Origin of the sequence: Curvibacter gracilis ATCC BAA-807, assembly GCF_000518645.1 — a bacterium.
GTDB classification, from domain to species: domain Bacteria; phylum Pseudomonadota; class Gammaproteobacteria; order Burkholderiales; family Burkholderiaceae_C; genus Curvibacter; species Curvibacter gracilis.
Map to the genome: position 1 here is coordinate 205,961 of NZ_JADZ01000013.1, position 25,191 is coordinate 231,151.

The 25,191-nt window shown below is 66.8% G+C and carries 23 protein-coding genes and 1 tRNA gene; 8 read left to right on the forward strand and 16 right to left on the reverse strand.

Annotated elements, in window-relative coordinates:
• Positions 1-15: 15 nt before the first annotated feature.
• The 3 genes from L880_RS0111845 to mnmH form a co-directional block, all read right to left on the reverse strand.
• Positions 16-1,641 carry an alkaline phosphatase D family protein gene (locus L880_RS0111845; protein WP_027475860.1) on the reverse strand — a complete coding sequence of 542 codons (1,626 nt, stop codon included), beginning with the start codon at positions 1,639-1,641 and terminating at the stop codon, positions 16-18.
• On the reverse strand, positions 1,631-3,154 hold the full coding sequence (locus L880_RS0111850; protein ID WP_027475861.1) for a GGDEF domain-containing protein: 1,524 nt from the start codon (positions 3,152-3,154) through the stop codon (positions 1,631-1,633). Before L880_RS0111850 ends, L880_RS0111845 begins: the two co-directional genes overlap by 11 nt.
• An 84-nt stretch (positions 3,155-3,238) precedes the next feature.
• Entirely contained in the window at positions 3,239-4,336 is a 1,098-nt protein-coding gene (gene mnmH / locus L880_RS0111855) for a tRNA 2-selenouridine(34) synthase MnmH (protein ID WP_027475862.1), read from the reverse strand.
• Positions 4,337-4,372: 36 nt separating this feature from the next.
• On the opposite strand from mnmH, the gene selD reads away from it, so the two are divergent.
• The gene (gene selD / locus L880_RS0111860; RefSeq protein ID WP_043329274.1) at positions 4,373-5,431 is read left to right on the forward strand and encodes a selenide, water dikinase SelD; all 1,059 of its coding nucleotides are present in this window, start codon (positions 4,373-4,375) and stop codon (positions 5,429-5,431) included.
• On the forward strand, positions 5,428-5,586 hold the full coding sequence (locus L880_RS35610) for a hypothetical protein (protein WP_157462819.1): 159 nt from the start codon (positions 5,428-5,430) through the stop codon (positions 5,584-5,586). Before selD ends, L880_RS35610 begins: the two co-directional genes overlap by 4 nt.
• A 53-nt stretch (positions 5,587-5,639) precedes the next feature.
• On the opposite strand, the gene L880_RS0111870 is transcribed toward L880_RS35610, so the two are convergent.
• Positions 5,640-6,203, reverse strand: a complete 564-nt coding sequence (locus L880_RS0111870) for a sugar transferase (protein WP_027475864.1) — start codon at positions 6,201-6,203, stop codon at positions 5,640-5,642.
• Between the two features lie 178 nt (positions 6,204-6,381).
• The gene (locus L880_RS0111875) at positions 6,382-7,026 is read right to left on the reverse strand and encodes a LysE family translocator (RefSeq protein WP_027475865.1); all 645 of its coding nucleotides are present in this window, start codon (positions 7,024-7,026) and stop codon (positions 6,382-6,384) included.
• 102 nt (positions 7,027-7,128) lie between these two features.
• Between L880_RS0111875 and L880_RS34930 the strand changes: the two genes are divergently transcribed.
• Positions 7,129-7,359 (forward strand): 4Fe-4S binding protein, encoded by a 231-nt coding sequence (locus tag L880_RS34930; protein ID WP_084461259.1) that lies wholly within the window; start codon positions 7,129-7,131, stop codon positions 7,357-7,359.
• A 15-nt stretch (positions 7,360-7,374) separates the two neighbouring features.
• On the opposite strand, the gene L880_RS0111880 is transcribed toward L880_RS34930, so the two are convergent.
• Entirely contained in the window at positions 7,375-7,620 is a 246-nt protein-coding gene (locus L880_RS0111880) for a hypothetical protein (RefSeq protein ID WP_027475866.1), read from the reverse strand.
• Positions 7,621-8,269: 649 nt separating this feature from the next.
• On the opposite strand from L880_RS0111880, the gene L880_RS32295 reads away from it, so the two are divergent.
• Positions 8,270-8,467 carry a hypothetical protein gene (locus L880_RS32295; RefSeq protein ID WP_051443262.1) on the forward strand — a complete coding sequence of 66 codons (198 nt, stop codon included), beginning with the start codon at positions 8,270-8,272 and terminating at the stop codon, positions 8,465-8,467.
• 96 nt (positions 8,468-8,563) lie between these two features.
• Here the strand turns inward: L880_RS32295 and L880_RS0111890 are convergent.
• The 7 genes from L880_RS0111890 to L880_RS0111920 all read right to left on the reverse strand — a co-directional run bounded on the left by L880_RS0111890 (position 8,564) and on the right by L880_RS0111920 (position 18,126).
• Positions 8,564-8,639 (reverse strand) — tRNA-Thr (locus tag L880_RS0111890).
• Between the two features lie 12 nt (positions 8,640-8,651).
• On the reverse strand, positions 8,652-9,659 hold the full coding sequence (locus L880_RS0111895; protein ID WP_027475867.1) for a class 1 fructose-bisphosphatase: 1,008 nt from the start codon (positions 9,657-9,659) through the stop codon (positions 8,652-8,654).
• Between the two features lie 14 nt (positions 9,660-9,673).
• Positions 9,674-12,364, reverse strand: coding sequence for an aminopeptidase N (pepN, locus tag L880_RS0111900; RefSeq protein ID WP_027475868.1), 2,691 nt, complete (start codon positions 12,362-12,364; stop codon positions 9,674-9,676).
• 45 nt (positions 12,365-12,409) lie between these two features.
• Positions 12,410-13,514, reverse strand: a protein-coding gene (gene prfB / locus L880_RS0111905) for a peptide chain release factor 2 (RefSeq protein WP_157462821.1) whose coding sequence is annotated in 2 segments (ribosomal slippage) — positions 12,410-13,432 and positions 13,434-13,514 — 1,104 coding nt in all. Because the reading frame shifts where the segments join, the coding sequence is not laid out codon by codon here.
• A gap of 185 nt (positions 13,515-13,699) precedes the next feature.
• Positions 13,700-15,361, reverse strand: a complete 1,662-nt coding sequence (locus L880_RS0111910; RefSeq protein WP_027475870.1) for an L-lactate permease — start codon at positions 15,359-15,361, stop codon at positions 13,700-13,702.
• Positions 15,362-15,543: 182 nt separating this feature from the next.
• A complete protein-coding gene (locus L880_RS0111915; RefSeq protein ID WP_027475871.1) occupies positions 15,544-17,088 on the reverse strand; it encodes a methyl-accepting chemotaxis protein in 1,545 nt (514 codons plus the stop codon).
• 123 nt (positions 17,089-17,211) lie between these two features.
• On the reverse strand, positions 17,212-18,126 hold the full coding sequence (locus L880_RS0111920; RefSeq protein WP_027475872.1) for an alpha/beta fold hydrolase: 915 nt from the start codon (positions 18,124-18,126) through the stop codon (positions 17,212-17,214).
• Positions 18,127-18,324: 198 nt separating this feature from the next.
• Between L880_RS0111920 and L880_RS0111925 the strand changes: the two genes are divergently transcribed.
• Positions 18,325-19,386: an aldo/keto reductase gene (locus L880_RS0111925; RefSeq protein WP_027475873.1), complete on the forward strand. Its 1,062-nt coding sequence runs from the start codon at positions 18,325-18,327 to the stop codon at positions 19,384-19,386.
• Between the two features lie 47 nt (positions 19,387-19,433).
• On the opposite strand, the gene L880_RS0111930 is transcribed toward L880_RS0111925, so the two are convergent.
• From L880_RS0111930 to L880_RS0111940, 3 genes are all read right to left on the reverse strand, one after another.
• Entirely contained in the window at positions 19,434-20,864 is a 1,431-nt protein-coding gene (locus tag L880_RS0111930) for a M20 family metallopeptidase (protein WP_027475874.1), read from the reverse strand.
• Between the two features lie 64 nt (positions 20,865-20,928).
• A complete protein-coding gene (locus tag L880_RS0111935; RefSeq protein WP_245615109.1) occupies positions 20,929-21,642 on the reverse strand; it encodes a DUF6198 family protein in 714 nt (237 codons plus the stop codon).
• A 180-nt stretch (positions 21,643-21,822) separates the two neighbouring features.
• Positions 21,823-22,803, reverse strand: a complete 981-nt coding sequence (locus L880_RS0111940; RefSeq protein WP_027475876.1) for a Bug family tripartite tricarboxylate transporter substrate binding protein — start codon at positions 22,801-22,803, stop codon at positions 21,823-21,825.
• Positions 22,804-22,979: 176 nt separating this feature from the next.
• Here L880_RS0111940 and L880_RS0111945 point away from each other — a divergent pair, with 176 nt between their 5' ends.
• The 3 genes from L880_RS0111945 to plsY all read left to right on the forward strand — a co-directional run bounded on the left by L880_RS0111945 (position 22,980) and on the right by plsY (position 25,176).
• Complete coding sequence (locus L880_RS0111945; RefSeq protein WP_043329278.1) at positions 22,980-23,930, forward strand: LysR family transcriptional regulator; 951 nt, start codon at positions 22,980-22,982, stop codon at positions 23,928-23,930.
• 47 nt (positions 23,931-23,977) lie between these two features.
• A complete protein-coding gene (gene ybaK, locus L880_RS0111950; RefSeq protein ID WP_019577626.1) occupies positions 23,978-24,469 on the forward strand; it encodes a Cys-tRNA(Pro) deacylase in 492 nt (163 codons plus the stop codon).
• Positions 24,470-24,543: 74 nt separating this feature from the next.
• Positions 24,544-25,176 carry a glycerol-3-phosphate 1-O-acyltransferase PlsY gene (gene plsY / locus L880_RS0111955; protein ID WP_027475878.1) on the forward strand — a complete coding sequence of 211 codons (633 nt, stop codon included), beginning with the start codon at positions 24,544-24,546 and terminating at the stop codon, positions 25,174-25,176.
• Positions 25,177-25,191 lie beyond the last annotated feature (15 nt).

The following is a 25,191-nucleotide window of genomic DNA, read 5'->3' on the forward strand; positions in this document are numbered from 1 at the left end:
TCTGTTGCGCAGGGGCTAGACCGTGTCGGGCTGCGGCCCGGCGCGGCCGTCCTCCACCACAAAGCGGGCCAGGGGCCGCACGGGGCTGTCGGCCCGGCCGGGGTCGTCCACCGCCATCAGCGTGGTCTGCCAGCGCTGCGGGCTCAGTTCCACCCAGGCGTAGCCGCGTTGGTCCGGCCGGGCCAGCAGGATGTGCGGGTTGTCACGCTGCAAGGCCGCGGCGCGCTCCAGCGTGGCGCCCGAGTGCGAGCTGATCGAGGTGCCGCAGAACTCGCTGGCCAGCACGGCAGAGTCGGGCCGGTCGGGGTCGGCCTGCACGCGGCACACATAGTTCTGGTGCACATCGCCACCGATCAGCACGGTGTTGCGCGGGGGCGTGGCCTGCAGGTCGGCCAGCAGGCGCCGGCGGGCCGCGGGGTAGCCGTCCCAGGGGTCGGTGGGGGTGGGCTCATCGGCCCGGGCGGCTGGGTTGGCGCCGCCATAGTGGCGTGGCGAGAACAAGGTCTGCTGGGCGATCACGCTCCAGCGCGGCCCTTGCGGGCTGGCATCCTGCGCCAGGCCCTGGGCCAGCCACTGCTCTTGGGCAGGGCCCAGCAGGCTGCGGGTGGGCTCGGTCAGTTCGGCACAGCGGCCGGCGCGCACGGTGCCGGCGCCGCTGCTGCCGGCTTCACGGCAGGCTTGCACGGCACGGTACTGGCGGTCATCCAGCAGGTGAAAGCGCGCCAGGCGACCAAAGTCGCTGCGCTGGTAGATGCGCAAGGCATCCGGCCGGGCCAGGCCTTGCAGGCCGTGCAGCAGCACCGAGGCGCGCAAGGGCTGGTTTTCGTAGAAGGCCTGGTAGGCGGCGCTGCGCTGGCGCAGGAAGTCGGCACCGCTGCCCTCGCGGCCAAGCTCGCCGGCGTAGTCGTTTTCGACCTCGTGGTCGTCCCAGGTCAGCAGCCAGGGGCAGGCCGCGTGGGCCGCCTGCAGGGCCGGGTCGCTCTTGTGCAGGGCATAGCGATCGCGGTAGTCGGCCAGGGTCTGGGCGCGGCGCAGGGGGTGCACGCGGTGGATCGGGGTCTTGCTCTGGGGACTGGGGCCGCCTGGGGGCGAGGCGTATTCGTAGATGTAGTCGCCCAGAAACAGCACCAAATCAGGGTTGCGGGCCGCCACGTCGCGCCAGGCGGCGTAATAGCCGTGCTCCCAGCGCTGGCAGGAGGCAAAGGCCAGCCTCAGGCGCGGCGCCAGGGCCTCAGGGGCTGGGAAGGTGCGTGTGCGGCCCACCGGGCTGACGGCATCGCCCACCATGAAGCGGTAGTGCAGCCAGCGCTCGGCCTGCAGGCCGGTGACCTCGACATGCACACTGTGGCCCAGTTCGGCCTGGGCGCTCACCTGGCCACGTTGCAGGATCCGGTTGAACTGCTCGTCTTCGGCCAGCTCCCAGGACACGGGGACGCTGGATGGGCCAGGACCGTCGGTGCACAGCCGGGTCCAGAGCACCACACTGTTGTGGCTGGGCGAGCCGCTGGCCACGCCCAGGCCGAAAGGCTCGGTCGCCAGCCCCGCCGGGGTGCTGCGTTGGGCCCAGGCCCGCCAGGGCAGGGCGGCCGTGCCCAGCAGCAAGGCTTGCAGCCACTCACGCCGGGGCAGTTCAGGCGGCAACCACACGGTTCTTCCCGGAGCGCTTGGCCAGGTACATGGCTTGGTCGGCGCGCTTGATGGCCTCGGTGGTTTCCTCGTCGGCCCCCACCTGGGCCACACCCGCGCTGAAGGTGATCAGCACCTTTTCGTTGTCTTTCAGGAAGAACTGCTTGGTCAGCTCACGCTGCAGGCGCTTCATCACCTCGACGCCCTTGGCCTGGTCGGTGTCGGGCAGCACCACCAGGAACTCTTCACCCCCGTAACGGGCCAGGCTGTCCTGCGGGCGCATGGTGCTGCGGGCCACCTGGGCCAGGTGCACCAGGGCCGCGTCGCCCGTGTCGTGGCCCAGGCTGTCGTTGAGCTTCTTGAAGTTGTCCAGGTCCAGCAGCGACACGCACATGGCCGTGCCCTGGCGCCGCGCCCGGGCGATCTCGCGCTGCAGGGCCTCGTCCAGGCCCTTGCGGTTGAGCGCGCCGGTCAGCGGGTCGTGGCGCGCCTGCGAGCTGGCGCGGTCAAGCTCTTCCTGCAGCCGGCGCAGGGCCTCGTCGGCTTGCTGGGTGCGCTCGCGCATCTCGCGCAGTTCGTCGCGCATGTGCAGGGTGTCGATGGACATGGCCCGCGTGGCCTGAATGGCTTCCTGCAGCACGGGGGCGATGTCGACCAGGGTCTGGGCCGATTCCAGCTGGCGCGAGCAGTTCTCGATCGTGCCCTGGTAGGCGCTGCTGTGTTCGCTCATGCGGCCCAGGCGCTCGATGAAGGCAGCGAGCATCTGCTTCATCTGCTCCTGCGCTTCCAGGGTGCGCGCCTTGGCCTCGCTTTGCTTGAAGATCACGTCTTTCAGGCGGGCCTGCACGTCATCGAGGCGCCTGAGCGTGAGGGGCGGTGTGGTGGCGCTGACCAGCGCATCGATCTGGCCCTTGACCCAGCGGTCTTCCACCGTCAACTCGCCGATGTTCACGAACAGCAGGTGCAGCAGCTCCAGCAGCGAGCTTTTGATGGCCATCTGGTCTTCGGCGGCAAAGGACACCTTGAAGCTCAGGTTGCCCAGCATCAGCTTGAGGGTGGCCACATCGGCCGCAGGCTGGCGGGCAAAGTTCAGCAGTTGCTCGGCCTGTTCCTTCAGGCGCGGGTCGTCCTGGCCCAGCATGGGCAGGGTGTGCTCGATCAGGCGCGCGATCTGTTCGCGCAGCTCGGCCATCAATTCGTCTGTGACGGCGGGCTTGTCAGGCAGGTGGGCTGGCGTGCTGACCAGCGGTTGGGTGGCCAGGCCCACCAGGGCCGCCTGCAGACCCACCCAGTTGCGGTTCTGGATGGCCAGGTCCAACTGGCCCAGCAGGCGTTGCTGGGCCGGTGTCTGGCCGGGCATCACCCGGGCGATGCTGCGCAACTGCTCTTCGGGAAAGTTCGGCACATGTCGGGTGCCGGCCACCTCGTTGTAGAGCGCCTGGTAGTTCTCAGGCGAGGGCAGCAGCTTGCGCACGGAAAGCAGCTTGAGCGTTTCCTTGGCAATCTCGTAGGGCGATCGTTCAGCCATGGATGGGGGTCAGGAGGGGGAGTGCACGCCAGGCACTGACAAAGGCGTCAAAGATCAAAGCATAACCCCGTCAGTACTGAAAAATCATGACGAAGATGAATAAGCAGAAGTGTTGCCTGACGGCGTGGGCAGTTCACGTCTGGCCAGTCCATCGGCGGCCAGCTCGGCCAGTGCGGTCGGGGTGAGCGAGTCGACGCTGAGCAACTCGCGCTGGGGCCAATGCCGAAAGTGCAGCGCCTGCGAACGGGCGTACTGCGGGTCGTAGTGCAGCGTCACCAGGCTTTCGAACAGGGGCGCCAGTTGGCCCTGGCGGGCCCAGGCCTGCCACTGGTTCAGCACTTCATGGCCGTGCAGCGTGCGCAGAGGCTCCAGTTGTTGCGCCAGTTGTTCGGGGGCATCGCCCAGGTAGGCGTAGTCCCTCAGCAGAAAATCCAGGCGCTCGGCCAGAGGGGCTTGAAGCTCCAGGCAGGGCGCGCTGCGCATGCGGTCCACCAGGGCCTGGGGCAAGGCCATGCGTCCGATCTTGCGGCTCTCGGCCTCGACCCAGACGGGTTGGCTCAGGTCAAAGCGTCTGATCGCCGTGTACAGGGCCGTCTCGAAGGCCTTCTGCGAGGGCTGGGGCTGGCCCGGCACGGCCCCCAGCAAGGAGCCTTTGTGGCAGGCCAGACCCTCGAGGTCGAGCGCCTGGGCGCCCTGCTCGGCCAGGGCGTGCAACAGTCGCGTCTTGGCACTGCCGGTGGGGCCGCACAGCACCTGAAGCCGCAACCGGGGTGCCAGCTCGGCCAGGCTGGCCACCACCTGCTGGCGAAAACGCTTGTAGCCCCCGGCCAGTTGCTGGGCATCCCAGCCGACCAGGCGCCACCAGGCCACCATCGAGCCGCTGCGCAGCCCGCCACGCCAGCAATACACCAACGGCTTCCAGTCGGCCGGCTGGTCGGCAAAGCGCTCTTTCAGGTGGCGGGCCAGATTGGCGGCCACCATGGCCCCGCCCACGCGGCGGGCTTCGAAGGCGCCTTGCTGTTTGTAGATCGTGCCCACGATGCGGCGCTCCTCGTCATCGAGCACCGGGCAATTGATGGCCCCCGGGATGTGGTCCAGTGCAAACTCGGATGGCGAGCGGGCATCGATCACGACGTCAAATTGGTCAATTTCGCTGACCTGCACGGGGGCTCGGCGACTCATGAGCGTCCCTGTCGATAAAAAACGTGAAAATAAGACATGACCAATTCGACTCCTGCATTGACCCAGTTTTCCCACGGAGGCGGCTGCGGCTGCAAGATCGCCCCCGGCTTGCTGAGCGAGATTTTGTCACGCGCCCCGCGTGGCCTGATGCCGCCCGAGTTGATGGTGGGGCTGGAGACCAGCGATGACGCCGCGGTGTACCGCCTCAATGAGCACCAAGCCCTGGTGGCCACCACCGACTTTTTCACCCCCATCGTCGACAACCCGCGCGATTTCGGACGCATCGCGGCCACCAACGCACTGTCTGACATCTACGCCATGGGGGGCACGCCCATTCTTGCGCTGGCGCTGGTGGGCATGCCGATCGCCAAGCTGTCGCCCGAGACCATCGGTGAGGTGCTGGCGGGGGGCGCCGAGATCTGCCGCGAGGCCGGCATCCCGGTGGCCGGGGGGCATTCGATTGACCTGCTGGAGCCCATTTATGGCCTGGTGGCCCTGGGCCTGGTGCATCCGGATCGCGTGCGGCGCAATGCCGACGCGCAGGCCGGTGATGTGCTGGTGCTGGGCAAGCCGCTGGGGGTGGGCATCTTGTCGGCCGCGCTCAAGAAGGGCCTGCTCGACGAGGCCGGTTATGCCGAGATGCTGGCCCACACCACGCGACTGAACCGCGTGGGCAGCACCTTGGGTGGTCTGGCGGGTGTGCATGCCATGACCGACGTGACGGGTTTTGGCCTGGCCGGGCACTTGCTGGAGGTGTGCCGCGGTTCTGCCCTGCAGGCCGAGGTGCGTCTGGCTGACTTGCCCCTGATCGGTGCGGCCCAGCGCTTTGCCCGCGACGGCGTGGTGACCGGTGCTTCGGCACGCAACTGGGCCTCTTATGGCGGCGACATCCGCTGGCCTGACAGCGCTGAGGCCTGGCAGCAGGCCCTGGTGTCTGATCCGCAGACCAGTGGCGGTTTGCTGGTGAGCTGCGCCCCTGAGGCGGCAGACGCAGTGCTTGGCGCCTTCCATGAAGCAGGTTTTGCCGAGGCCGCCGTGGTCGGGCGCATGCAGGCGCTGCCGGTGGGGGCGCGTGCCGGGGTGCACTTCGAGTGAGTGAGCCGGTCTCCGAGGCGTTGGAGCCGCTGTCCGGATGGGTTGTGTTGGACGGCTTGCCGATGCAGGTGCAGTTCTGGTTGCTGCGCCTGTCGGCCTACGCCTTGCTGAATCTGGCTGACGATGCCGCCTTGTTGGCCCTGATGTTCTGTTGATGGGCCAGCGGGGCCGGGCCGCTCGCTTCGATGCCGTACCTCAATGCCGTATCTCAATGCCGTATGCCCTCGCCACGCAGCACCAGCAAGGCGGTGCGGCACAGGATTCGCAAGTCCAGCGCCAGGCAATGGGTGCGCAGGTACTCGGCGTCGTAGGCTGCCTTCTCCGCGTCGTCCAGATCGTCGCGCCCATGCACCTGGGCCCAGCCGGTCAGGCCCGGGGCCAGCGCATGGACCCCTGAGGTCTCACGCATGGCGTGCAGGGTTTGCTGGTTGCACAGGGCCGGGCGTGGGCCCACCAGGCTCATGTCACCGCGCACGATGCACCACAGCTGGGGCAATTCGTCGAGGCTGGTGCGGCGCAGCCAACGGCCCAGCGGTGTCACATGGCTTTCCGGGTCTGGTAGCAGGTGGGTGGCCACCGTGGGAGTGCCCACCCGCATGCTGCGGAACTTTGGCATCAGAAACGGCTTGCCTTGGCGCCCAACCCGGAGTGACCAGTACAGCGCCGGCCCAGGGGAATTGACGCGAACCGCCAGCCCAATCAGCACCATGGGGGCGCCCAGCAGGATCAAGGCCAGGCTGGCCAGGGTGAAGTCGAACAGTCGTTTACTCATCAGTGCGAAAAGTGCGAAGAGATTGGCGCCAAGTCTCAGGAGTGTGCCCGAGTCTTTACTTGCTTGACACAATTGTTGGCACAAGTGTCCCTGGACATGACCGGTCAGCCCTGAATTCGGCCCTTACAGCTTGAAATTGGCGAGAATTGGAGCGACCGGACCGTCCGGCGGTTGCTGTTTATTTGCTAGATGCCAGCAGCCCGGCCGCCCCCATGAAGAAGCCCCCTGTGGCCTTGTTGAGACGCACGACGGCCCGCTGGCTGGTGATGAGGCGACGCAATTGCAGGCCGCCAGCGGCATAGACCAGGCTGGCCACGAATTCAGCGGCCAGGTAGGTGGGGCCCAGAACCGCAAACTGAGGTGCGGCTGGCTGACTGGGATCGATGAACTGGGGAAAGATCGCGGCAAACAGAATGATGGCCTTGGGGTTGGTGATGCCCAGCAAAAACTCCTGCCGCATCAAGGCCCGCCAGCTGCGCGGCTTGGTGGTGGTTGCAGGCAAGGTCTGCCCGTCAGGGCCTTCCTGACTTTGGGCCAGCCCGCTGAATTCACGGCTGCGCCACGCACGCCAGCCCAGGTAGAAAAGATAGCCCGCACCCACCCATTTGACGGTGCTGAAGGCCGCCTCGGAGGCCAGCAGCATGGCCCCCAGTCCAATGGCCGACACCGTCAGGAACACCGCAAAAGCCAGCACCCGGCCACAGGTTCCCACCAAGGCCGGGACCACGCCTTGGCGGATGCCGTTGTTCAGAGCGCAGAAATTATTCGGGCCGGGCGTCAGGGCGATGGCCACGGCCACCGGGAAAAAGAAAATAGCGTTCATACGGCCAAACTCCATTGCCAAATCAGCCCTGCAGCAGTCATGCCAAGGCAGGCGCGGTCATGACTGGGGCGTGGGTTAGCCCAGGTTTGTAACATGGCTTGCATGAGCACGTCGCGTTCTGTTTTGATTCCGGTGATCGACTCCACCCGCTGCACAGGTTGCGGCTGGTGTGTGCCGACCTGCCATCTGCACCTTCTGAGCTTGCAGCCTCAAGGGTGGCGCAAGTTCTCTAGCTTGCAGGAGGCTGAGCGCTGCGTGGGTTGTCGCAAATGTGAGGCGCGGTGTCCCTTTGGCGCCATCAGGATGGCCTTGCCGGATGAGGGGAGACACTGAGCCCCGGCCTGCCTGTCAAAGCCCCACGGAGCCCGATCGCACCAGTTGTTTGGCCTGCTCACGCCCGGCCAGCATCGCGTGGGGCATGGATTCAAAGATCACGTCAGATTCATGGCGGATCAGTGCGGCAGTGTCGTGCTCGTCGTCCAGGTCGCTCAGGCGTTGAAAGACGGAGCGGACCTTCCACTGGCCCGGTTGGACTTCGCTGGCATACACCTCGATGAGGTAGCCGCCGTCTTCAAATGAAAAGTCTGCTGTCACGTGCTTGCTCTCCCTGCAATTGGACGCAAGTCTGGCAAATCTGAGCGCGTTGTGCATCGCCCAATTTTGGTAACAGGCGCTGCTGCGCTGCTTTCGACACCTGCTATTGACGGGCTTTGGTGGCCGCGCCTACTTGGACGAATCATGAGGACGGTCGTGAAAATTCCTTGCCTTGTCACAGGTGTAGCGTAGTATGTTGCGCTGCAGCAATCGTCTGCAGCGGCCGGTCCATGCGACAGGGTCGGTGTCGGTAAGGAGGACTTTCATGAGCACAGCTTCATCTCACACGGCGCTCAGGCATGACAGCCGACTGCGCTGCAGCCAATGTCAATCCCCATTGTTTCGCGTGGCACGCGACTTATGGATGCGATTCCTGCCTGGGAGCCGGCACCTGGAATGCCACGGTTGCGAGAGGCGATACCTGGTCTTTCTGGGGCTGCGGCTTGGCCCGCTTTGAGAAATCGAGCGTATCCAGGGGCTTTGCTCGGATGTATTTCAGCAGATCCGGCACGCTCGCGACCCGGGCGACAGGGATGGTCACTTCAGGGTTTTCGGGTTGGCGATCGCAGCGCTGACGTGACGTCAAGTGCAAGCATCGCTATCCTAGGGTGTGGTTTCAAAGCCTTTTCCAAAACCTCACGTGCACACCATGAAACAACCCGACGCCATGCTCAGAATCCTGGAGACGGAAGCCAGCGGTGGTGCGGCCGACCCGGACGTGGCCATCGCCAACATCGCCTCACTGCTGGAGCGGCTGGATCCCAAGGCCGAAGGGTACGAGAGGGACGTGGCGGATCTGCTGGCCGTGGGGGCTTGCATCTGGGCCTTGAGCAAACGCGTGGGTTGAGGCGTTTCGTGCCGGGCGGCCCTCTCCCAATGCGCCGCGAGGCGACGTGACGGCCATGAAAAAAGCCCTGACTCTTGCGAATCAGGGCTTTTCATTTGGTGCCGGAGAGATGAATCGAACACCCGACCTTCTCATTACGAATGAGCTGCTCTACCGACTGAGCTACACCGGCGTTAGCCCGCCATTATAGCGGGGTATGGTAGCTGGTGATGCGGTCGACCTCATTTTTTGAGCCCAGGATGACGCTCACGCGTTCATGCAACTGGCTGGGCTGGATGTCGAGGATGCGTTGGCGGCCGTTGGTGGCGGCGCCGCCGGCCTGTTCGACCAGCCAGCTCATGGGGTTGGCTTCGTACATCAGGCGCAGCTTGCCGGGCTTGTTGGGTTCGCGCTTGTCCCAGGGGTACATGAAGACGCCGCCGCGGGTCAGGATGCGGTGCACATCGGCCACCATGCTGGCGATCCAGCGCATGTTGAAGTCCTTGCCGCGCGGGCCTTCCTTGCCTTGCAGGCATTCGTCGATGTAGCGCTTCACGGGCTCGTCCCAGTGGCGCATGTTGCTCATGTTGATCGCGAATTCCTTGGTGTCGGCGGGGATGCGCACGTTTTCCTGGGTCAGCACGAAAGAGCCTTGCTCGCGGTCGAGGGTGAACATGCTCACGCCGTCACCCACGGTCAGCACCAGGGTGGTCTGGGGGCCGTAGACGCAGTAGCCGGCCGCCACCTGTTGGGCGCCGGCCTGCAGGAAGTCCTGCTCGGTCACGCCGGGCGAGCCCTCGGGCTTCTTCAGTACGCTGAAGATGGTGCCGATGCTGACGTTGACGTCGATGTTGCTCGAGCCGTCGAGTGGGTCGAACAGCAGCAGGTATTCGCCCTGCGGGTAGCGGTTGGGCACCAGGTAGATGCTGTCCATCTCTTCGGAGGCCATGGCGGCCAGGTGGCCGCCCCATTCGTTGGCCTCGATCAGGACTTCGTTGGCGATGATGTCGAGCTTCTTCTGCACTTCGCCTTGCACGTTCTCACTCTCGGCGCTGCCGAGCACGCCGCCCAGGGCGCCCTTGTTGACGGCCTGGCTGATGCTCTTGCAGGCGCGGGCCACCACTTCAAGCAGCAGGCGCAGTTGCGAGGGGATGTGACCGTCGACGCGTTGCTGCTCGACGAGGAAGCGGGTCAGGCTGATTCTGGATGCCATGTTGATTTCTCTCCTTAATCGGCGAGGGCGCGGGTGACAACCTCGCGCACATCGTTGCTGAGTTCGGCCTTGGCGGCCACGCGGGCGATGGCTTCGCGGGCGGCGCTGCGGTAGGGCTCGGCCAGTTTCTTCCAGCGGTCCAGGGCGCGGGCCAGGCGGGCGGCCACTTGCGGGTTGATGGCGTCCAGCTCGATCACGCGGTCGGCCCAGAACACATAGCCTGCCGCATCGCTGCGGTGGAAGGCGCCCGGGTTGGCGCTGCAGTAGCTGAAGATCACGCTGCGCGCGCGGTTGGGGTTGCGCAGGTTGAAGTCAGGGTGACTCATCAACTGGCGCACGGCAGCCAGCACGTTGCCGCCGCGGTCGGGGGCACCAGCCTGCAGCGAGAACCACTTGTCGATGACCAGGGCTTCGTTCTTGAACAAGGCATGGAAGCGTGCCAGGGCGGGGGTGGCCAGTTCATGGCCGCTGATGACGAGCGCGCTCAGGGCATTGAAGCGGTCGGTCATGTTGCCCGCGTCCTTGAAGCGCTGGAAGGCCTTGCCCGGCCAGACGGTGTCGCCGCTGTGGCGTGCCGCCAGGCACAGCATGGTCAGTGCCAGGCCGGCCAGGGCCCGCTTGCCCGACGATTCGGGATCGGGGCGGTAGCCGCCGGTGTCGCGGTTGGCCTCCCAGGCCTGTTGCCAGTCGGCTTGCAGGGCGCGTGCCAGTTGCTCGCGCATGGCTTCGCGCACGGCATGGATGCGTTGCGGGTCGACCACCTCCAGCTGTTCGGCCAGGTAGGTTTCGGACGGCAGCGTCAGCACCAGTTCCTTGAAAGCGGCATCGAGCTGGGGGTCGGCCAACACCTGGCGCATGGCGCGCAGGTAGGCGTCGTCCAGCACCTCGGTGCCAGGGGCTTCTTCGGCGGTGATGGCCTTGATGGCACGGGCCAGTGCCAGGCGTTGGCCGGCTTCCCAGCGGTTGAAGGCATCGCTGTCGTGGGCCAGCAGGGTCAGCAGCTCGTCGTCGCTGTAGGCGTAGTCGAGCACCACCGGGGCCGAGAAGTCGCGCAGCAGCGAGGGCACGGGGGCGCTGTCGACGTTGATGAAGGTCAGCGTCTCGCTGGGCTGGCTCAGCACAAAGGTGCGCGTGCCGGTTTCGGCCTGCGGCCAGTGGGCCAGTTGCAGGGGCAGTTCGCGGCCTTGGGTGTCGAGCAGGCCCAGGTTGAGCGGAATCACAAAGGGTTCCTTGAGGGGCTGGCCCGGGGTGGGGGCGCAGTGCTGGCTCAGGGTCAGCGTGTAGGTGCGGGCCTCGGCGTCGTAGCGGCCGATGGCCTGGACGCGCGGGGTGCCGGCCTGGCTGTACCAGTGCTTGAACTGGGGCAGGCGCTGGGCCAGCTCCGAGCCCGGGTTGGCGTCGGCAATCGCCTGGGCGAAGGCGTCGCAGGTGACGGCCTGGCCGTCATGGCGCTCAAAGTACAGCTTCATGCCCTTGGCAAAGCCTTCACGGCCCACCAGGGTCTGCATCATCCGCACCACCTCGGCACCTTTTTCGTAGATGGTGACGGTGTAGAAGTTGTTGATCTCGATGTAGCTGTCGGGGCGCACCGGGTGGGCCATGGGGCCGGCATCCTCGGGGAATTGCGCGGTGCGCAGCACGCGCACGTCTTCGATGCGCTTGACGGCGCGGGCCGAGGGGCTGCCCGCCAGGTCCTGGCTGAATTCCTGGTCGCGGAAGACGGTCAGGCCTTCCTTCAGGCTGAGCTGGAACCAGTCCTGGCAGGTGACGCGGTTGCCGGTCCAGTTGTGGAAGTACTCATGCCCGACCACGCTTTCGATGTTGCTGAAGTCGGCATCGGTGGCGGTGGCCTGGTTGGCCAGCACGTACTTGGTGTTGAAGATGTTCAGGCCCTTGTTCTCCATGGCGCCCATGTTGAAGTCGCTGGTGGCGACGATCATGAAGCGTTCCAGGTCGAGCGGCAGGCCGAAGCGGGCCTCGTCCCAGGCCACGCTGGCCATCAGCGAGTTCATGGCGTGCTCGGTCTTGTCGAGGTCGCCAGGGCGCACAAACACCTGCAGCAGGTGGTCGTGGCCGGCACGCGAGCGGATGCGCTGCTCGCGCGCCACCAGCTTGCCGGCCACCAGGGCGAACAGGTAGCAGGGCTTCTTGTGCGGGTCGACCCACTTGGCGAAGTGGCGGCCTTCTTCGAGCTCGCCTTGCTCGACCAGGTTGCCGTTGGACAGCAGCACCGGGTACTTGGCCTTGTCGGCCCGCAGCGTGACGGTGTAGCTGGCCATCACATCCGGGCGGTCCAGGAAGTAGGTGATGCGGCGGAAGCCCTCGGCCTCGCACTGGGTGAAGAACGAGTCGTTGCTGACGTACAGGCCCATCAGCTTGGTGTTCTTGGCCGGGTTGCAGGTGGTGAAGATCTCCAGATCGAAGGCGTCCGGGCCTTCGGGCAGGTTCTCCAGCACCAACTGGTTGCCGTCCATCTTGAACGAGGTGCCTTGGCCGTTGACCAGCACGCGTGCCAGGTTGAGCTCTTCGCCGTCCAGGCGCAAGGCCTGGGCCGCCACCTCGGTGTTGCGGCGCAGGCGCATCTTGTTGAGCACGCGGGTCTTGGCCGGGTCGAGGTCGAACGTCAGTTCAACGGTGTCGATCCAGTACGCGGGAGCGGTGTAGTCTGCACGGTGGATGGCCGTGGCTTGTCCTTCTCGCATCATGTGTTTCTTCCTGTGGGCCGGGGTGCCGGCTGGGGCTGGTGGGGGTCAGACGCCTTGCTTGAGCGAGGCTTCGATGAAGGCATCCAGGTCGCCGTCCAGCACCTTCTGGGTGTTGGAGATTTCGACGTTGGTGCGCAGGTCCTTGATGCGGCTCTGGTCCAGCACATACGAGCGGATCTGGTGGCCCCAGCCCACATCGGTCTTGCTGTCTTCGAGCTTTTGCTGTTCTTCCTGGCGCTTGCGCATCTCGTGGTCATACAGGCGCGATCGCAGGCGCTTCCAGGCCACGTCGCGGTTGCTGTGCTGGCTGCGGCCGTCCTGGCACTGAACCACGATGCCGGTGGGGATGTGGGTCAGGCGCACGGCCGAATCGGTCTTGTTGATGTGCTGACCGCCTGCGCCACTGGCGCGGAAGGTGTCGGTGCGCACATCGGCCGGGTTGATGTCGATCTCGATCGAGTCATCGATTTCGGGGTACACGAAGACGCTGGCAAAACTGGTGTGGCGGCCGCCCGACGAGTCGAACGGGCTCTTGCGCACCAGGCGGTGCACACCGGTTTCGGTGCGCAGCAGGCCGAAGGCGTATTCGCCCTCGATCTTGATGGTGGCGCTCTTGATGCCAGCCACGTCGCCCGGGGTTTCGTCTTCCACGGTGGCCTTGAAGCCCTTGCGCTCGGCGTACTTCAGGTACTGGCGCAGCAGCATGCTGGCCCAGTCGCAGGCCTCGGTGCCACCGGCGCCGGCCTGCAGGTCGAGGAAGCAGGGGCTGGGGTCGGCCGGCTGGTTGAACATGCGGCGGAACTCAAGCTGCTCGATGCTCTGGGTCAGGTGGGCGCACTCGGCCTCGATGGTCTCCAGACCGGCCTCGTCGCCTTCTTCCTTGCTCATGTCGTAGAGCTCGGTGTTGTCGGCCAGTTCGCTGCTCAGGCGGTCCAGCACCAGGACGACGTCGTCCAGGGCCTTTTTCTCCTTGCCGAGTTCCTGGGCCTTCTTGGGGTCGTTCCAGACGTTGGGGTCTTCCAGCGAGGCGGTTACCGTGCGCAGGCGTTCAGCTTTGGCAGGGTAGTCAAAGATACCTCCGTAACTCTTCGGTGCGCTGGCTCAGGTCTGCCAGGGTGGTGCCGATGAGGTTGACGCGTTCTGCTTCCATGATTTTTATCCTGTGAGTGTTCGGGGGCATGCCGCGGGGTGGCGCCGGGCGCCAGTGGCTGGGCATGCAAACCCTGCATTTTCTCACGGGTCGTGACAAGACTCCCGGGTGGCCTGTTTCTGGCCCAAATAAAAAAGGACCGCCGAAGCGGTCCTGCAGCCGGCTTGGGGCCTGAGCCCCTGGGCTCAGTGGATCACCATGAGGGTGAAGGGCGGCACATAGGCCTGCAGCGTCACGAACAGGCCCACCAGGCAGGCCAGGGCCACCGAGTGGAAGAACACGTAGCGCAAGATGTCGCCTTCGTGGTCGAACCAGCGGGTGGCCGTGGAGGCCACGACGATCGACTGGGCGTCGATCATCTTGCCCATCACGCCGCCCGAGCTGTTGGCTGCGCCCATCAGGTTGGGCGACAGGCCCAGCTGTTCGGCGGCCACCTTTTGCATGCCGCCGAACAGCACGTTGGCGGCGGTGTCGGAGCCGGTCAGTGCCACGCCCAGCCAGCCCATCAGGGTGCCGAAGAAGGGGTAGAACACGCCGGTGGCGGCAAAGGCCAGGCCCAGGGTGGTGTCCACGCCCGAGTAGCGGGTGAGTGTGCCCAGGGCCAGCATCAGCACGATGGTCAGCAGCGAGTAGCGCACCAGCCAGATGGTCTTGCCGTACGACTTGATCAGGGCCGGCAGGCCGTAGCCCATCACCAGGCCGCCGATCAGGGCCGACAGCAGGATGCCGCTGCCGGTGGCCGACAACAGGTTCAGCACGTACTCGGCGCTTTCGGCCGTGGGCTTGGGCACCACGGGCGGCATCTTCTCGATCAACTTGTGCAGGCCCTCGATGGCGAACTTCGGGGCGAAGAGGCTGTTCAGGTAGGTCTTGGTGACCGGCAGGCCCCAGACGAACACAAAACCGGTCAGGATGACCCAAGGCGTCCAGGCCTTGACCACTTCCGAGGTCGGGTGCTTGACCGGTGCCACGGGCTTCTGGGCCTGGCCGCCAGTGGTTTCGTGGCCCTTGAGCGAGACCGAGGTCCAGATCTGGGCCGGCTTCCAGAACTTCAGGAAGGTGACCAGAGCCACCATCGAGCAGATGGCGGCAATCACGTCCACCAACTCGGGGCCCATGTAGTTGGACACCAGGAACTGCGGGATGGCAAAGCTCAGGCCGGTCACCAGCAGGGCGGGCCAGATCTGCTTCATGCCCTTCCAGCCGGCAAAGGCCCAGATCAGCCAGAACGGCACCAGCAGCGAGAAAAAGGGCAATTGGCGGCCGATCATGGCCGACACCGCGGCCAGGTCGTAGTCGTGCACCTTGGCCAGCGTGATCACCGGGGTGCCCAGGGCGCCGTAGGCCACCGGGGCGGTGTTGGCGATCAGGCTCAGGCCCGAGGCGGCGAGCGGCGAGAAGCCCAGGCCGATCAGGATGGCCGCCGTCACGGCCACCGGGGTGCCGAAGCCGGCCGCCCCTTCAAAGAAGGCGCCAAAGGCAAAGGCGATCAGCAGCAATTGCAGGCGACGGTCTTCGGTGATGCCGGCAATCGAATCCTGCAGCACCTTGAAGCTGCCGTTCTGTTCGGTCAACTGGTGCAGGAAGATGATGTTCAGCACGATCCAGCCGATGGGCAGCAGGCCGGTCAGGCCGCCCAGAAAGGCCGCCTTGCCGGCCATCTCGGCGGGCATGCCGAAGGCGAACACGGCGATGGCCAGCGCGCTGAGCAGGCCCAGGCCGGCTGCGATGTGGGCTTTCAGGTGCAGAAAGCCCAGTCCGACCAGCATCACCACGACCGGCACCGCGGCCAGCAAGGTGGACAGGACCATGCTGCCTGTCGGGTTGTAAACCTGTTGCCAAACCATTTTGAGTCTCCTGTTGTTGATGGGGCGGCGCCACTTTATCGAGGCCGCCTTCGTTGTGGCTGTCGAGAAGCTGTCACAAAGGCCCGGATCTGCTGAAAAAATTTCAAGCGGATGTTGCAGAAAATTTTGGAGGCCGTTTTTGGCGTTTTCTGGGGTAAATGAGGGAAGTTGCCGTCAATTTGTCAACCGGGTAACACCTGGGTTCGGGTCTTGAAGAAGGCCACGGAGGTCACCAGGGCCACGGCCTGCTGCTTCAGGCTTTGCGCCGCTGCCGCCCCCTGTTCCACCAGGGCCGCGTTCTGTTGCGTGGTCTGGTCGAGTTGCTGCACGGCCTGGCCGATCTGGGCCACGCCCAGGCTCTGTTCCTTGCTGGCGGCGCTGATCTGGGCCACCAGCCGGGTCACGTCGGCGATCGCGCTGACCACCTCGGTCATGGTGGTGCCCGCCAGTCCGGCCACCTGGGCGCCTTGCTCCACCTGTTCGTGGCTGGTCTGGATGAGCTGCTTGATTTCGCGCGCTGCGGCTGCACTGCGCTGGGCCAGCACCCGCACCTCGCCGGCCACCACGGCAAAGCCCCGGCCCTGCTCGCCGGCCCGGGCGGCCTCCACGGCCGCATTGAGCGCCAGGATGTTGGTCTGAAAGGCGATGCCGTCGATCACGCCCGTGATGTCGGCGATCCGGTGGGCGCTTTGCTGCATCTGCAGCACCGAGTTCACCACCGACTGCACCGCGCCGCCGGCCCGTTGTGCCGTGTCGGAGGCCTGGTTGGCCAGGGCATCGGCGCGCAGCGCGTGGTCGGCGTTGTGTTCCACCGTGGCCGCCATCTCCTCCATCGAGGCGGAGGTTTCTTCCAGCGCCGAGGCCTGCTGCTCGGTGCGCAGGCTCAGGTCGTTGTTGCCAGCGGCAATTTCGGCACTGGCATGGGCCACCCCCTCGGCCCCCGAGCGCACGGTGCTGACCACCTGCGACAGTCGGGCTTGCATGTCGGACATGGCCTGCAGCAGTTCGGCCACCTCGTCGCGGCCCGTGGCCTGCAGGGGCAGGCTCAGATCGCCGTCGGCCACCGCCCGGGTGACCTGCACCGCACGTCCCAGCGGGCGGGTGACCGAACGGCTGAACCACAGCGCACCTGCGGCACTCAGCAGGCACACCAGCCCCATGACCGACAGGCTGATCCAGGTGCTGGCGCGGGCGTGGCTGGCCGCCGCCTCGCCTGACGCTTCGCTGGCGAGGCGGATCAGGGCCGTGGCCTGGTCCAGCAGGCGGGCCGGCTCGCGGTCGATGCCCGCGACCGCCTTGTCGCCGGCGGCCGGGTTGAACTGGGCCTGCTCGAACGCCTGCAGCCCTTGCCGGTAGGCCTGACCCATGTGGTGGTGCGTCTGGCTGAACTGCTCCAGCAGGGCGCGTGCGTCGGCTTGGTCGACCCGGGCTGCCAGCTGACGCGCACTTTGCTGCACCAGGGCTTCCTGCTTCAGGAAGGCCGCCCAGTAACGCTCGCGCTGGGCCGGGTCCTGGCCGCGCAGCAGCACGTTTTTCCATTCCTGGATCTGAACCTTGAACTCGCTGAGCAGCTGGACCGCCCCCAGGGCGTTGTCGTGGTCTCTTTGCACCACCTCGCGGTACACGCCGATGGACTGGTTCAGCTGGACCAGGCCGAACAGGGCGGCTGCCAGCAGGGCGGCCAGGGCGCTGGCAAAGGCCAGCGGGAGTTTGATGCTCAGGCGCATGGTGCGGTTCTCCTCAAGCTCTGGCGAGAGCCGACTTGCCACCACCCAACGCTGTTTCAAATGCCCGCGCCAGCGAGCTTCATTGTGCAGATATTTGTGACTGAATGTGATTTTCTGGGTGCTTCATCCCAGAAAATCCGCCACCCGTGCTGCCAGGGCCTCGGGCTGGTCGTGGTGCAGCATGTGGCCGGCATCGGCGATGCGGGCCACGCGGCAGTCGGGCACCCGCTGCAGGCGCTGGTGGTATTCGTCCAGGGTGTATTGGCCTTTCCACCACTGGCCCAGGCTGTCGTCCGAGGCTTCAACCGCCAGCAGCGGGGCGCTGATGCGGGCATACAGCTCCAGGGCTTCATCGACCCGGTACAACTGCGCGCTGGTGACCTTGTGGCCCGCCTCGCCGAGGATCTGCCACTGGCGCTGCCCCTGCGGGCCCGCCACTTCGTGCGCCCAGTGCTGGGCCAGCCACCGGGCCTTGTCGGCCCCCAGGCGGGGGTTGGTCTTCATCAGGCGCTGGGCCACGCCGTCCAGACTGTCGTAGGCCTTGAGGGCCATGGCGCCGGAGTGCACCTTCTTGAGCTCGTCCATCCAGCGGGCGTAGCGCCCCGGCGCCTGGGCCGGGCGGGTGGCGGGCATGCCGAAGCCCTCCAGGTTGACCAGGCGGCGGATGCGCTCGGGCCGGGCCCCGGCGTACATCATGGCCACGTTGCCGCCCATGCTGTGGCCCACCAGGTCGATCGCCTGCGTGCCGGTGTAGTGGTCGAGCAGAAAGTCGAGGTCGCCCAGGTAGTCGGGAAAGCTGTAGTGATCACAGCTGGGCCCGGTGGTGAGGCCAAAACCGCGCCAGTCGGGGGCGATCACGTAGCGATCGGTGGGCAGCGCGTCGATCATGAACTGGTAGGAGGCCGCCACGTCCATCCAGCCATGCACCATCACCAGCGGCGCTTGGCCGGTCTGCGGCTCGCCCCAGACGCGCACATGGTATTGGTGGCCCCTGAGGGGGATGAATTCGCTGCGGGAGAGGCGTTTGGGCTGGTACATCGCGCGGATGATACGAAACGCGCTCACCTGACGTCAGTCAAGTCCAGGACAAGCCTGCAAGGCCCGCCAGCAGAAAAATCTGCCCGCCCGTACACTCTTTGCCGCCGTTGTTCGCCAAGCAGCCGGGTCCTTTGGAGGGCCTCTGGCCGGAGCCATCGGCGGCGCGGATTTCCATCAGACAGACCCATCGGAGTTTTCATGAACAAAGTCCAGCTCGGACAAAGCGATCTGCACGTCACGCCCATCTGCCTGGGCACCATGACCTTTGGCGAGCAGGTTGACGAGGCCAACGCCCACGCCATCCTGGACCGCTCGCTGGCGGCCGGCGTCAACTTCCTCGACACCGCCGAGATGTATGCGGTGCCGGCCCGTGCCGAGACCTGCGGCGCCACCGAAACCATCCTCGGCAACTGGTTCGCCAAGAACCCGGGTGCTCGCCAGCAGGTGGTGCTGGCCACCAAGGTGGCGGGCCCTTCGCGCGGCATGCCCTGGATCCGCGAGGGGGCCGGCATGACGGCGGCCGACATCGCGGCCTCCTGCGAAGGCAGCCTGCGCCGCCTGCAGACCGACGTGATCGATCTCTATCAGATCCACTGGCCCGAACGCAATGTGCCGGCCTTCGGCGCCATGTACTACGACCCCAGCAAGGAGCGCTCGGTCACCTCGATCCACGAGCAACTCGAGGCCCTGGGCCGCCTGGTGAAGGCGGGCAAGGTGCGCTATGTGGGTCTGTCCAACGAGACCCCTTATGGCGTGCACGAGTTCGTGCGCCTGGCAGAACAGCATGGCCTGCCCCGCGTGGCCACGGTGCAGAACCCGTACTGTCTGATCAACCGCAGCTACGAGAACGCTCTGGACGAAAGCTGCCAGCGCCTGAACGTGTCGCTGCTGGCCTATTCGCCGCTGAGCTTCGGGCTGCTGACCGGCAAGTACGATGCCAGCGGCACCACGGGCCCCGACGCCCCGCAGGACGGGCGCATCGCCCGCTACGAATCGGTGCGCAAGCAGCGCTGGGGCCGCCCCGAGGCCCTGGTGGCGGCGCGCCGCTACAACGCGCTGGCACGCGAGCATGGCCTCACGCCCACCCAGTTGGCGCTGGCGTTCTGCTACACCAAGTGGCAGGTGGCCAGCACCATCATCGGCGTGACCTCGGTGGCCCAACTCGACGAAGACCTGGCGGCCTGGGGTACCACGCTGTCGCCCGAGCTGCTGGCCGCCATCGACGCCATCCGCTGGGAACTGCGCGACCCCGCGATCTGATCGACGCGGTCGGCCGAATCGATGGATTCAGGCCGATCCGGTTGAGTTCAGGCAGTCGCCTGGGCCAGCGCCCCAGCCCGCCAGGGTGCGCCGGGTTCGCCCAGGTCCCAGAACAGGCCGGCCATCAGGGCCAGGCCCTCGCGCGCCACCGAGGCCAGCAGGTGCTCGTTGGGGGCGTGCTGGGCGCAGGCCGGGTACGAGTGCGGCACCCACAGCGTGGGCAGGCCCAGGCCCTCCGAGAAGATGTCATTGGGCAAGGAGCCTGCCAGGTTGGGCAGCAGGCTGACCGGCTTGCCCGTGCTGGCCTGCATCGAGGCCAGGGCCCAGTCGATCCAGGGGTTGTCCAGGGCCAGCCGGGTGGCGGCGCAGCTCATGCCCATCTCCAGCCGAACGTCGGTGAAGCCGTGCGCGTCCAGGTGCTCGCGCAGGTGCTTTTCGGCGTTGCGCCAGTCGGTGCCCACCACAAAACGGAGCTGGCAGTGCGCCACGGCCGAGGCCGGGATGGCGTTGATCGGCCGCACGGCCGAGCCGGCGCCCAGGCCCAGCACCTCCAGCGTGTTCCAGCCCACCAGGCGCTCGGCCGGCGTCAGGCCTGGTTCGCCCCAGCCGGGGCTGAGGTCGGGGTCGTCGCTACCGCCCCCCACTGGCAGGTCGTGCAGGGCCTGGCGCAGGCGCTCCGGCGGGGCGGGCGGGCGCAGGGCGGCCACGCGCATCTCGCCTTGGGGGCCGATCAGGCTGGCCACCGCGTGGCTCACGCGGGTGCCCGGGTTGCTCAGCACGCCGCCCCAGTTGCCGGAGTGGTAGGCCCGCGGGCGGGGCTGCACCTGCAGCGAAAAATTGATGGCGCCCCGCGAGCCCAGGAAGAGGGTGGGGCGCTCGGCGTGCACCCGCGGGCCGTCGCTGGCCAGGAACAGGTCGGCGCGCAAGGCCTCGCGGTGTTGCTGGCAGAACTCGGCCAGCCCGGGCGAGCCGGCCTCTTCGCCCATCTCCAGCAGCACGGTCAGGTTGTAGCCCAGGCGCTGCTGGCGGGCCTGCAGGGTGTGGGCCAGGGCGCTGAGGTTGATGCTGTGCTGGCCCTTGTTGTCGGCCGTGCCACGGCCATACCAGCGATCGCCCTCGACATTCAGTTGCCAGGGGTCCAGGCCTGCGCGCCATTGCGGCGTCTGGCCATTGACCACATCGCCATGGCCGTAGGTGAGCACCGTGGGGGCCGCCGGGTCTTCGATGCGGCGCGCCAACAGGAACGGGCCGGCACCGGGCACCGGGTTGGGCAGGATCTGCACCTCGAAGCCCAGCGCCTGCAGCACGGGGCTCATCTCTTCGCTCAGGTAGCCCTGCAGGGCGGCCCGCGAGGCCTCGGTGGCGTCGGCGCCCAGGTCACTTTCGGTGCGCCAGGCGACCCGGCGCGCCAGGGTGGCGGCCAGGGCGCCGCTGTCGAGTTCGTGGCGGGCTTGCTGGATCAGTTGGTCTCGGCTCATGTCGGGCTTTCAGTGAGGTGGGTGGGCCTCCCCGACGCCCGAGCGGGCAGAACGGCGGGGCGGGTCAGGATCCGATGTAGCGGTCCTTGCGGTGGTTCATGGTCAGGATCAGGTTCAGCACCACGGCGCCGGCCACCGACAGGGCCACATTGGGCAGGGGGGCGGTCCACAGGGCCAGCAGCAGGATGGCGCAGTCGATGGCCATCTGGATGTGGCCGGCCTTCCAGCCCCGGCTTTCCTGCAGGTAGAAGGCCAGGATGCCGACCCCGCCCAGGCTGGCGCGGTGGCGGAACAGCATCAGAAAGCCGACGCCCAGCAGCACGCCACCGAGCACGCTGGCGTAGATCGGGTCGAGTTGGGCAAAACTGATCCAGTGCGGGGTCCATTCGGCCAACAGCGACAGCAGGGCCACCGCCGCAATCGTCTTGAGCACGAAGGCACGCTCCATGCGCTTCCAGGCCAGCACGTAAAAGGGCAGGTTGAGCACGAAGAACACCTTGCCGAAGCTGATGCCGCTGGCGTAGTGCACGATGAAGGCCAGCCCGGCCATGCCCCCCGTCAGCAGGTGGTCGTGCCCGTAGATGGCCACGCCCAGGGCGATCAGCAAGGTGGCCGAGAACAGTGCAAAAGCGTCTTCCGTGAGGCTGTGGGGCGCCACGCCGCTGACGGGGGAGCTGGGCGCAGGCGCTGCGGCTGGGGTGGATGCCGGGGGGGATTCCGGTTGCGGCATCGGCGCTGCGATCGCCACCGATGTCTGGGCAGGTTCTGGGGTGTTCATGGCGAGGATTCTCCGCAAAGTCGTGCACGGCCTGCAGCAAGAGCGGGGCCAGGCCGTGGAAAGCCGGGTAGCAGACCACAGGGCGCTGCCCATGGACGTGATCCGGATCAGACTTTGTCGGAAATGCGGGGTTCGGCCTGCCGTGCCGCATCGCTGCCGAAGGGGATGTCATGCCCGGCCTCACTCCAATGTCAGGTGGGCGCGTGCCGCGGCGGCACGGAACTGGGTGATCTCCTGCTCCATCAGGCGGGTCATGGTGGCCGGGTCCTGGTACACCGGCTCCAGGGCCTGGGCGCGGAACTGCTTTTGCACCTCCGGCAGGGCCATCACCGCACGCAGCTCACGGCCCAGGCGCTCCAGCACGGGCGCAGGGGTGCCGGCCGGTGCGGCCATGGCATACCAGCCCTCGAAGCTGGCGTCGGGCAGGCCCAGCTCGGTCAGCGTGGGCACCTGGGGCAGCGAGCTCACGCGCACGCGGCTGGGGGTGGCCAGCGCGCGCAGCTTGCCTGCCTTGATCAATGGGCCGGCACTGGCCACGGTGTCGAAGGTGGCCTCCACCTCGCCCGACATCAGAGCCGTGCTGACCTGGGCGCTGCCCTTGTAGGGGATGTCTTGCAGGGTGACGCCCGCGCTCAAGCCCAGCAACAGGCCGGCCAGGTGCGGTGCGGTGGCGCTGCCGTAGGTGGCATAGCGCACCGATCCGGCTTGGCGTCGGGCCGCGTTCAGCAACTCCGGCAGGGTCTTGAAGGGCGACTGGGCCGGCACCACCACCACCAGCGGGGCCCGGGCCAGCACCGCCACGGCGCTGAGGTCCTTGAAAGGGTCGTAATTCAGGCGGGGCTTCAGGGCCGGGTTCACCGAGAAGGTGGTGGAGCCCGACACCAACAGGGTGTAGCCGTCCGGCGCGGCCCGGGTCACGGCCTCGGTGCCGATCAGGGTGGAGGCCCCGGGCTTGTTGTCGATCACCACCGCCTGGCCCAGGCGGGGCGCCAGGGCTTGGCCCATGGCCCGGCCCACGATGTCGGTGCCGCCCCCCGGCGGGAAGGGCACCACGATGCGCACCGATCGGCTGGGCCAGGGCTCTGCCGCCGCCAGGGCGGTCTGGCTCAGGCCGGTACAGCCGGCCAGGGCCAGGAGGGAGAGGGCGCAGCGGCGTTTCATGGCATTCCTTTTCTGCCGCAAGGGGGCGGCGAGGCTCAACAGGGGGGATGAAGACTGGCTGGCCTCCATTAGAAGCCGATTGAGGGTTTGTCAGGGCATGGAACATGCTTGCTCTCATTAGAGAATTCACAAGGCATCGTTGCCTTGATCAGAACGTATTGCGCATGAGGACCTCCGTGAAACTGCCTTTGTTCAGCCTGCCCTTGCGCTACTTCGTGGTGGTGGCCCGCACCCGCAGCGTGAGCGAGGCGGCGCGCCAGCTGCATGTTGCGGCTTCGGCGGTGAGCCGCCAGATCAGCCTGTTGGAAGACGCGCTGGGCCTGGCGCTGTTCGAGCGCGCGCACCGGGGCATGACGCCCACCCCGGCGGGCGAGCGCCTGCTGGCCCACCTGTCGTCTGCCAGCGAAGAGGGGCAGTTTGTGCTGGAGCAACTGGGCGGGCTGGCCGGCCGGGTGCGGGTGCGTCTGGCCTGCACCGAGGGCTTTGCCGCGGGCTTCATGGCCGGGGCGCTGCAGGCGTTTCGGCAGGCCCACCCGGGGGCCCAACTGGCGCTGCAGGTGGTGGCGCCCGACCAGGTCAACCAACTGCTGCGCCAGGGCGAGGTGGACCTGGGGCTCAAGTACAGCCTCAGCCCGGAAAAAGACGCCGAGGTGCTGCACACCGTGCTGGCGCCAGTGCTGGCCGTGATGCGCCCCACCCACCCGCTGGCGGCCAAGGACCGCGTGCGGCTGGCCGACGCCGTGCGCTATCCACTGCTGCTGGGCGAGCCCGGCACCACCAGCCGGCGCCTGTTCGACCAGGGTTGTGCCTTGCAGGGCTTGCATTACGCACCGGCCATGGTGAGCAATTTCTCACCCACGCTGCTGTCGATGATGGGCGAGCTGGACCTGATGCCCGCCGGCTACCTGACGGTGTCCCACGCCGTGGCGCAAGGGCAGCTCAAGGCCGTGCCCTTTGCCGAGCCGGGCCTGCAGCAGCGACGCCTGTGCCTGCTGGCGCAAAGCGGGCGGGCTTTGCTGCCCCCGGTGCAGGCCCTGGCCGAGCTGCTGGTGGCCGGCGTGGGGCAGTTTGGCAAACGCAAGGTGCGTGCCCGGGTGCCGCGCCGCCCGCCGGTGGCCGCGGCGTAACATGTCGACCCTGTTGTTTGCCGGGCCGTCAGGGCCTGGTTATTGCCATGGCCAAGAAAGAACACGTCTCCGAAACACCCGCCACCCAGTGGCTCAAGGCACACCGTGTGGCCTACACCGAGCACCCCTACGAGTACCTGGAGCATGGCGGCGCCCTGCACAGCGCCGAGGTGCTGGGGCAAGACCCCTACACCGTGGTCAAGACCCTGATCATGCAGGACCAGGACGCCAAGCCCCTGGTGGTGCTGATGCATGGCAACCGCAAGGTGTCGACCAAGAACCTGGCGCGTCAGATCGGTGCCAAGTCGGTCGAGCCCTGCGCCCCCGAGGTGGCCAACCGCCACAGCGGCTACCTGGTGGGGGGCACCTCGCCCTTTGGCACGCGCAAACAGATGCCGGTGTACATCGAGGAAACCATCCTGGGCCTGCCCCGCATCTGCATCAACGGGGGGCGCCGAGGTTTTCTGGTCGGCATCGACCCCCAGGTCTGCGTGGCCCAGTTGGGTGCCCGGCCGGTGCAGTGCGCGCTGGCAGAATGAGTGGTTGGATCCTGACCGGGCCGCCGTCGCACCCGGGTCAGGGCTTTTTGCAGATTGCACAGAGGTAGAACAAGTTGGAGATTCTTTACACACTGGCGGCCACGCTGTTGGCCTACCTGCTCGGATCGCTGTCGTTTGCCGTCATCGTGAGCCACGTGATGGGCCTGAACGACCCACGCACCTACGGCAGCAAGAACCCGGGCGCCACCAATGTGCTGCGCTCGGGCAGCAAGGCGGCGGCTGTCGTCACGCTCTTGCTTGATGCGCTCAAGGGCTGGCTGCCCGTGGTGCTGGTGCGCTGGTATGGCCGCCACTGGGGCCTGGACGACGGCACGGTGGCCCTGGTGGGGCTGGCGGCCTTTCTGGGCCACCTGTACCCGGTGTTCTTCCGCTTCCAGGGCGGCAAGGGCGTGGCCACGGCCCTGGGCGTGCTGTTTGGTGTGGACGCTGTTCTGGGCCTGGCGGCCGGGGCGATCTGGCTGTTGATGGCGGTGGTGTTCCGCTATTCCTCGCTGTCGTCGCTGACGGCGGCCGTCGCGGCGCCCCTGGTCTATGTGCTGGCCAGCGGCACGGCCTGGTATGCCGAGACGCCTGTGTTGCTGGCCCTGGTGGCCATGGCGGCCTTGCTGGTCTATCGGCACCGCGAAAACATCCAGCGCCTGCTGGCCGGCACCGAGTCGCGGCTGGGGCAGAAGAAAAAGCCCTGAGCGCGCGGGCCCGCG

Coding starts and splice junctions, on each gene's coding strand:
- L880_RS0111925 (WP_027475873.1), top strand. CDS start 18,325: ATGAACAAAGTCCAGCTCGGACAAAGCGATCTGCACGTCACGCCCATC.
- ybaK (WP_019577626.1), top strand. CDS start 23,978: ATGGCCAAGAAAGAACACGTCTCCGAAACACCCGCCACCCAGTGGCTC.
- L880_RS0111930 (WP_027475874.1), bottom strand. CDS start 20,864: ATGAGCCGAGACCAACTGATCCAGCAAGCCCGCCACGAACTCGACAGC.
- L880_RS0111910 (WP_027475870.1), bottom strand. CDS start 15,361: ATGGTTTGGCAACAGGTTTACAACCCGACAGGCAGCATGGTCCTGTCC.
- L880_RS0111920 (WP_027475872.1), bottom strand. CDS start 18,126: ATGTACCAGCCCAAACGCCTCTCCCGCAGCGAATTCATCCCCCTCAGG.
- L880_RS34930 (WP_084461259.1), top strand. CDS start 7,129: ATGAGCACGTCGCGTTCTGTTTTGATTCCGGTGATCGACTCCACCCGC.
- L880_RS0111895 (WP_027475867.1), bottom strand. CDS start 9,659: ATGGCATCCAGAATCAGCCTGACCCGCTTCCTCGTCGAGCAGCAACGC.
- L880_RS0111870 (WP_027475864.1), bottom strand. CDS start 6,203: ATGAGTAAACGACTGTTCGACTTCACCCTGGCCAGCCTGGCCTTGATC.
- L880_RS0111875 (WP_027475865.1), bottom strand. CDS start 7,026: ATGAACGCTATTTTCTTTTTCCCGGTGGCCGTGGCCATCGCCCTGACG.
- L880_RS0111940 (WP_027475876.1), bottom strand. CDS start 22,803: ATGAAACGCCGCTGCGCCCTCTCCCTCCTGGCCCTGGCCGGCTGTACC.
- L880_RS0111935 (WP_245615109.1), bottom strand. CDS start 21,642: ATGAACACCCCAGAACCTGCCCAGACATCGGTGGCGATCGCAGCGCCG.
- mnmH (WP_027475862.1), bottom strand. CDS start 4,336: ATGAGTCGCCGAGCCCCCGTGCAGGTCAGCGAAATTGACCAATTTGAC.
- selD (WP_043329274.1), top strand. CDS start 4,373: ATGACCAATTCGACTCCTGCATTGACCCAGTTTTCCCACGGAGGCGGC.
- L880_RS0111915 (WP_027475871.1), bottom strand. CDS start 17,088: ATGCGCCTGAGCATCAAACTCCCGCTGGCCTTTGCCAGCGCCCTGGCC.
- L880_RS32295 (WP_051443262.1), top strand. CDS start 8,270: ATGAAACAACCCGACGCCATGCTCAGAATCCTGGAGACGGAAGCCAGC.
- pepN (WP_027475868.1), bottom strand. CDS start 12,364: ATGATGCGAGAAGGACAAGCCACGGCCATCCACCGTGCAGACTACACC.
- L880_RS0111850 (WP_027475861.1), bottom strand. CDS start 3,154: ATGGCTGAACGATCGCCCTACGAGATTGCCAAGGAAACGCTCAAGCTG.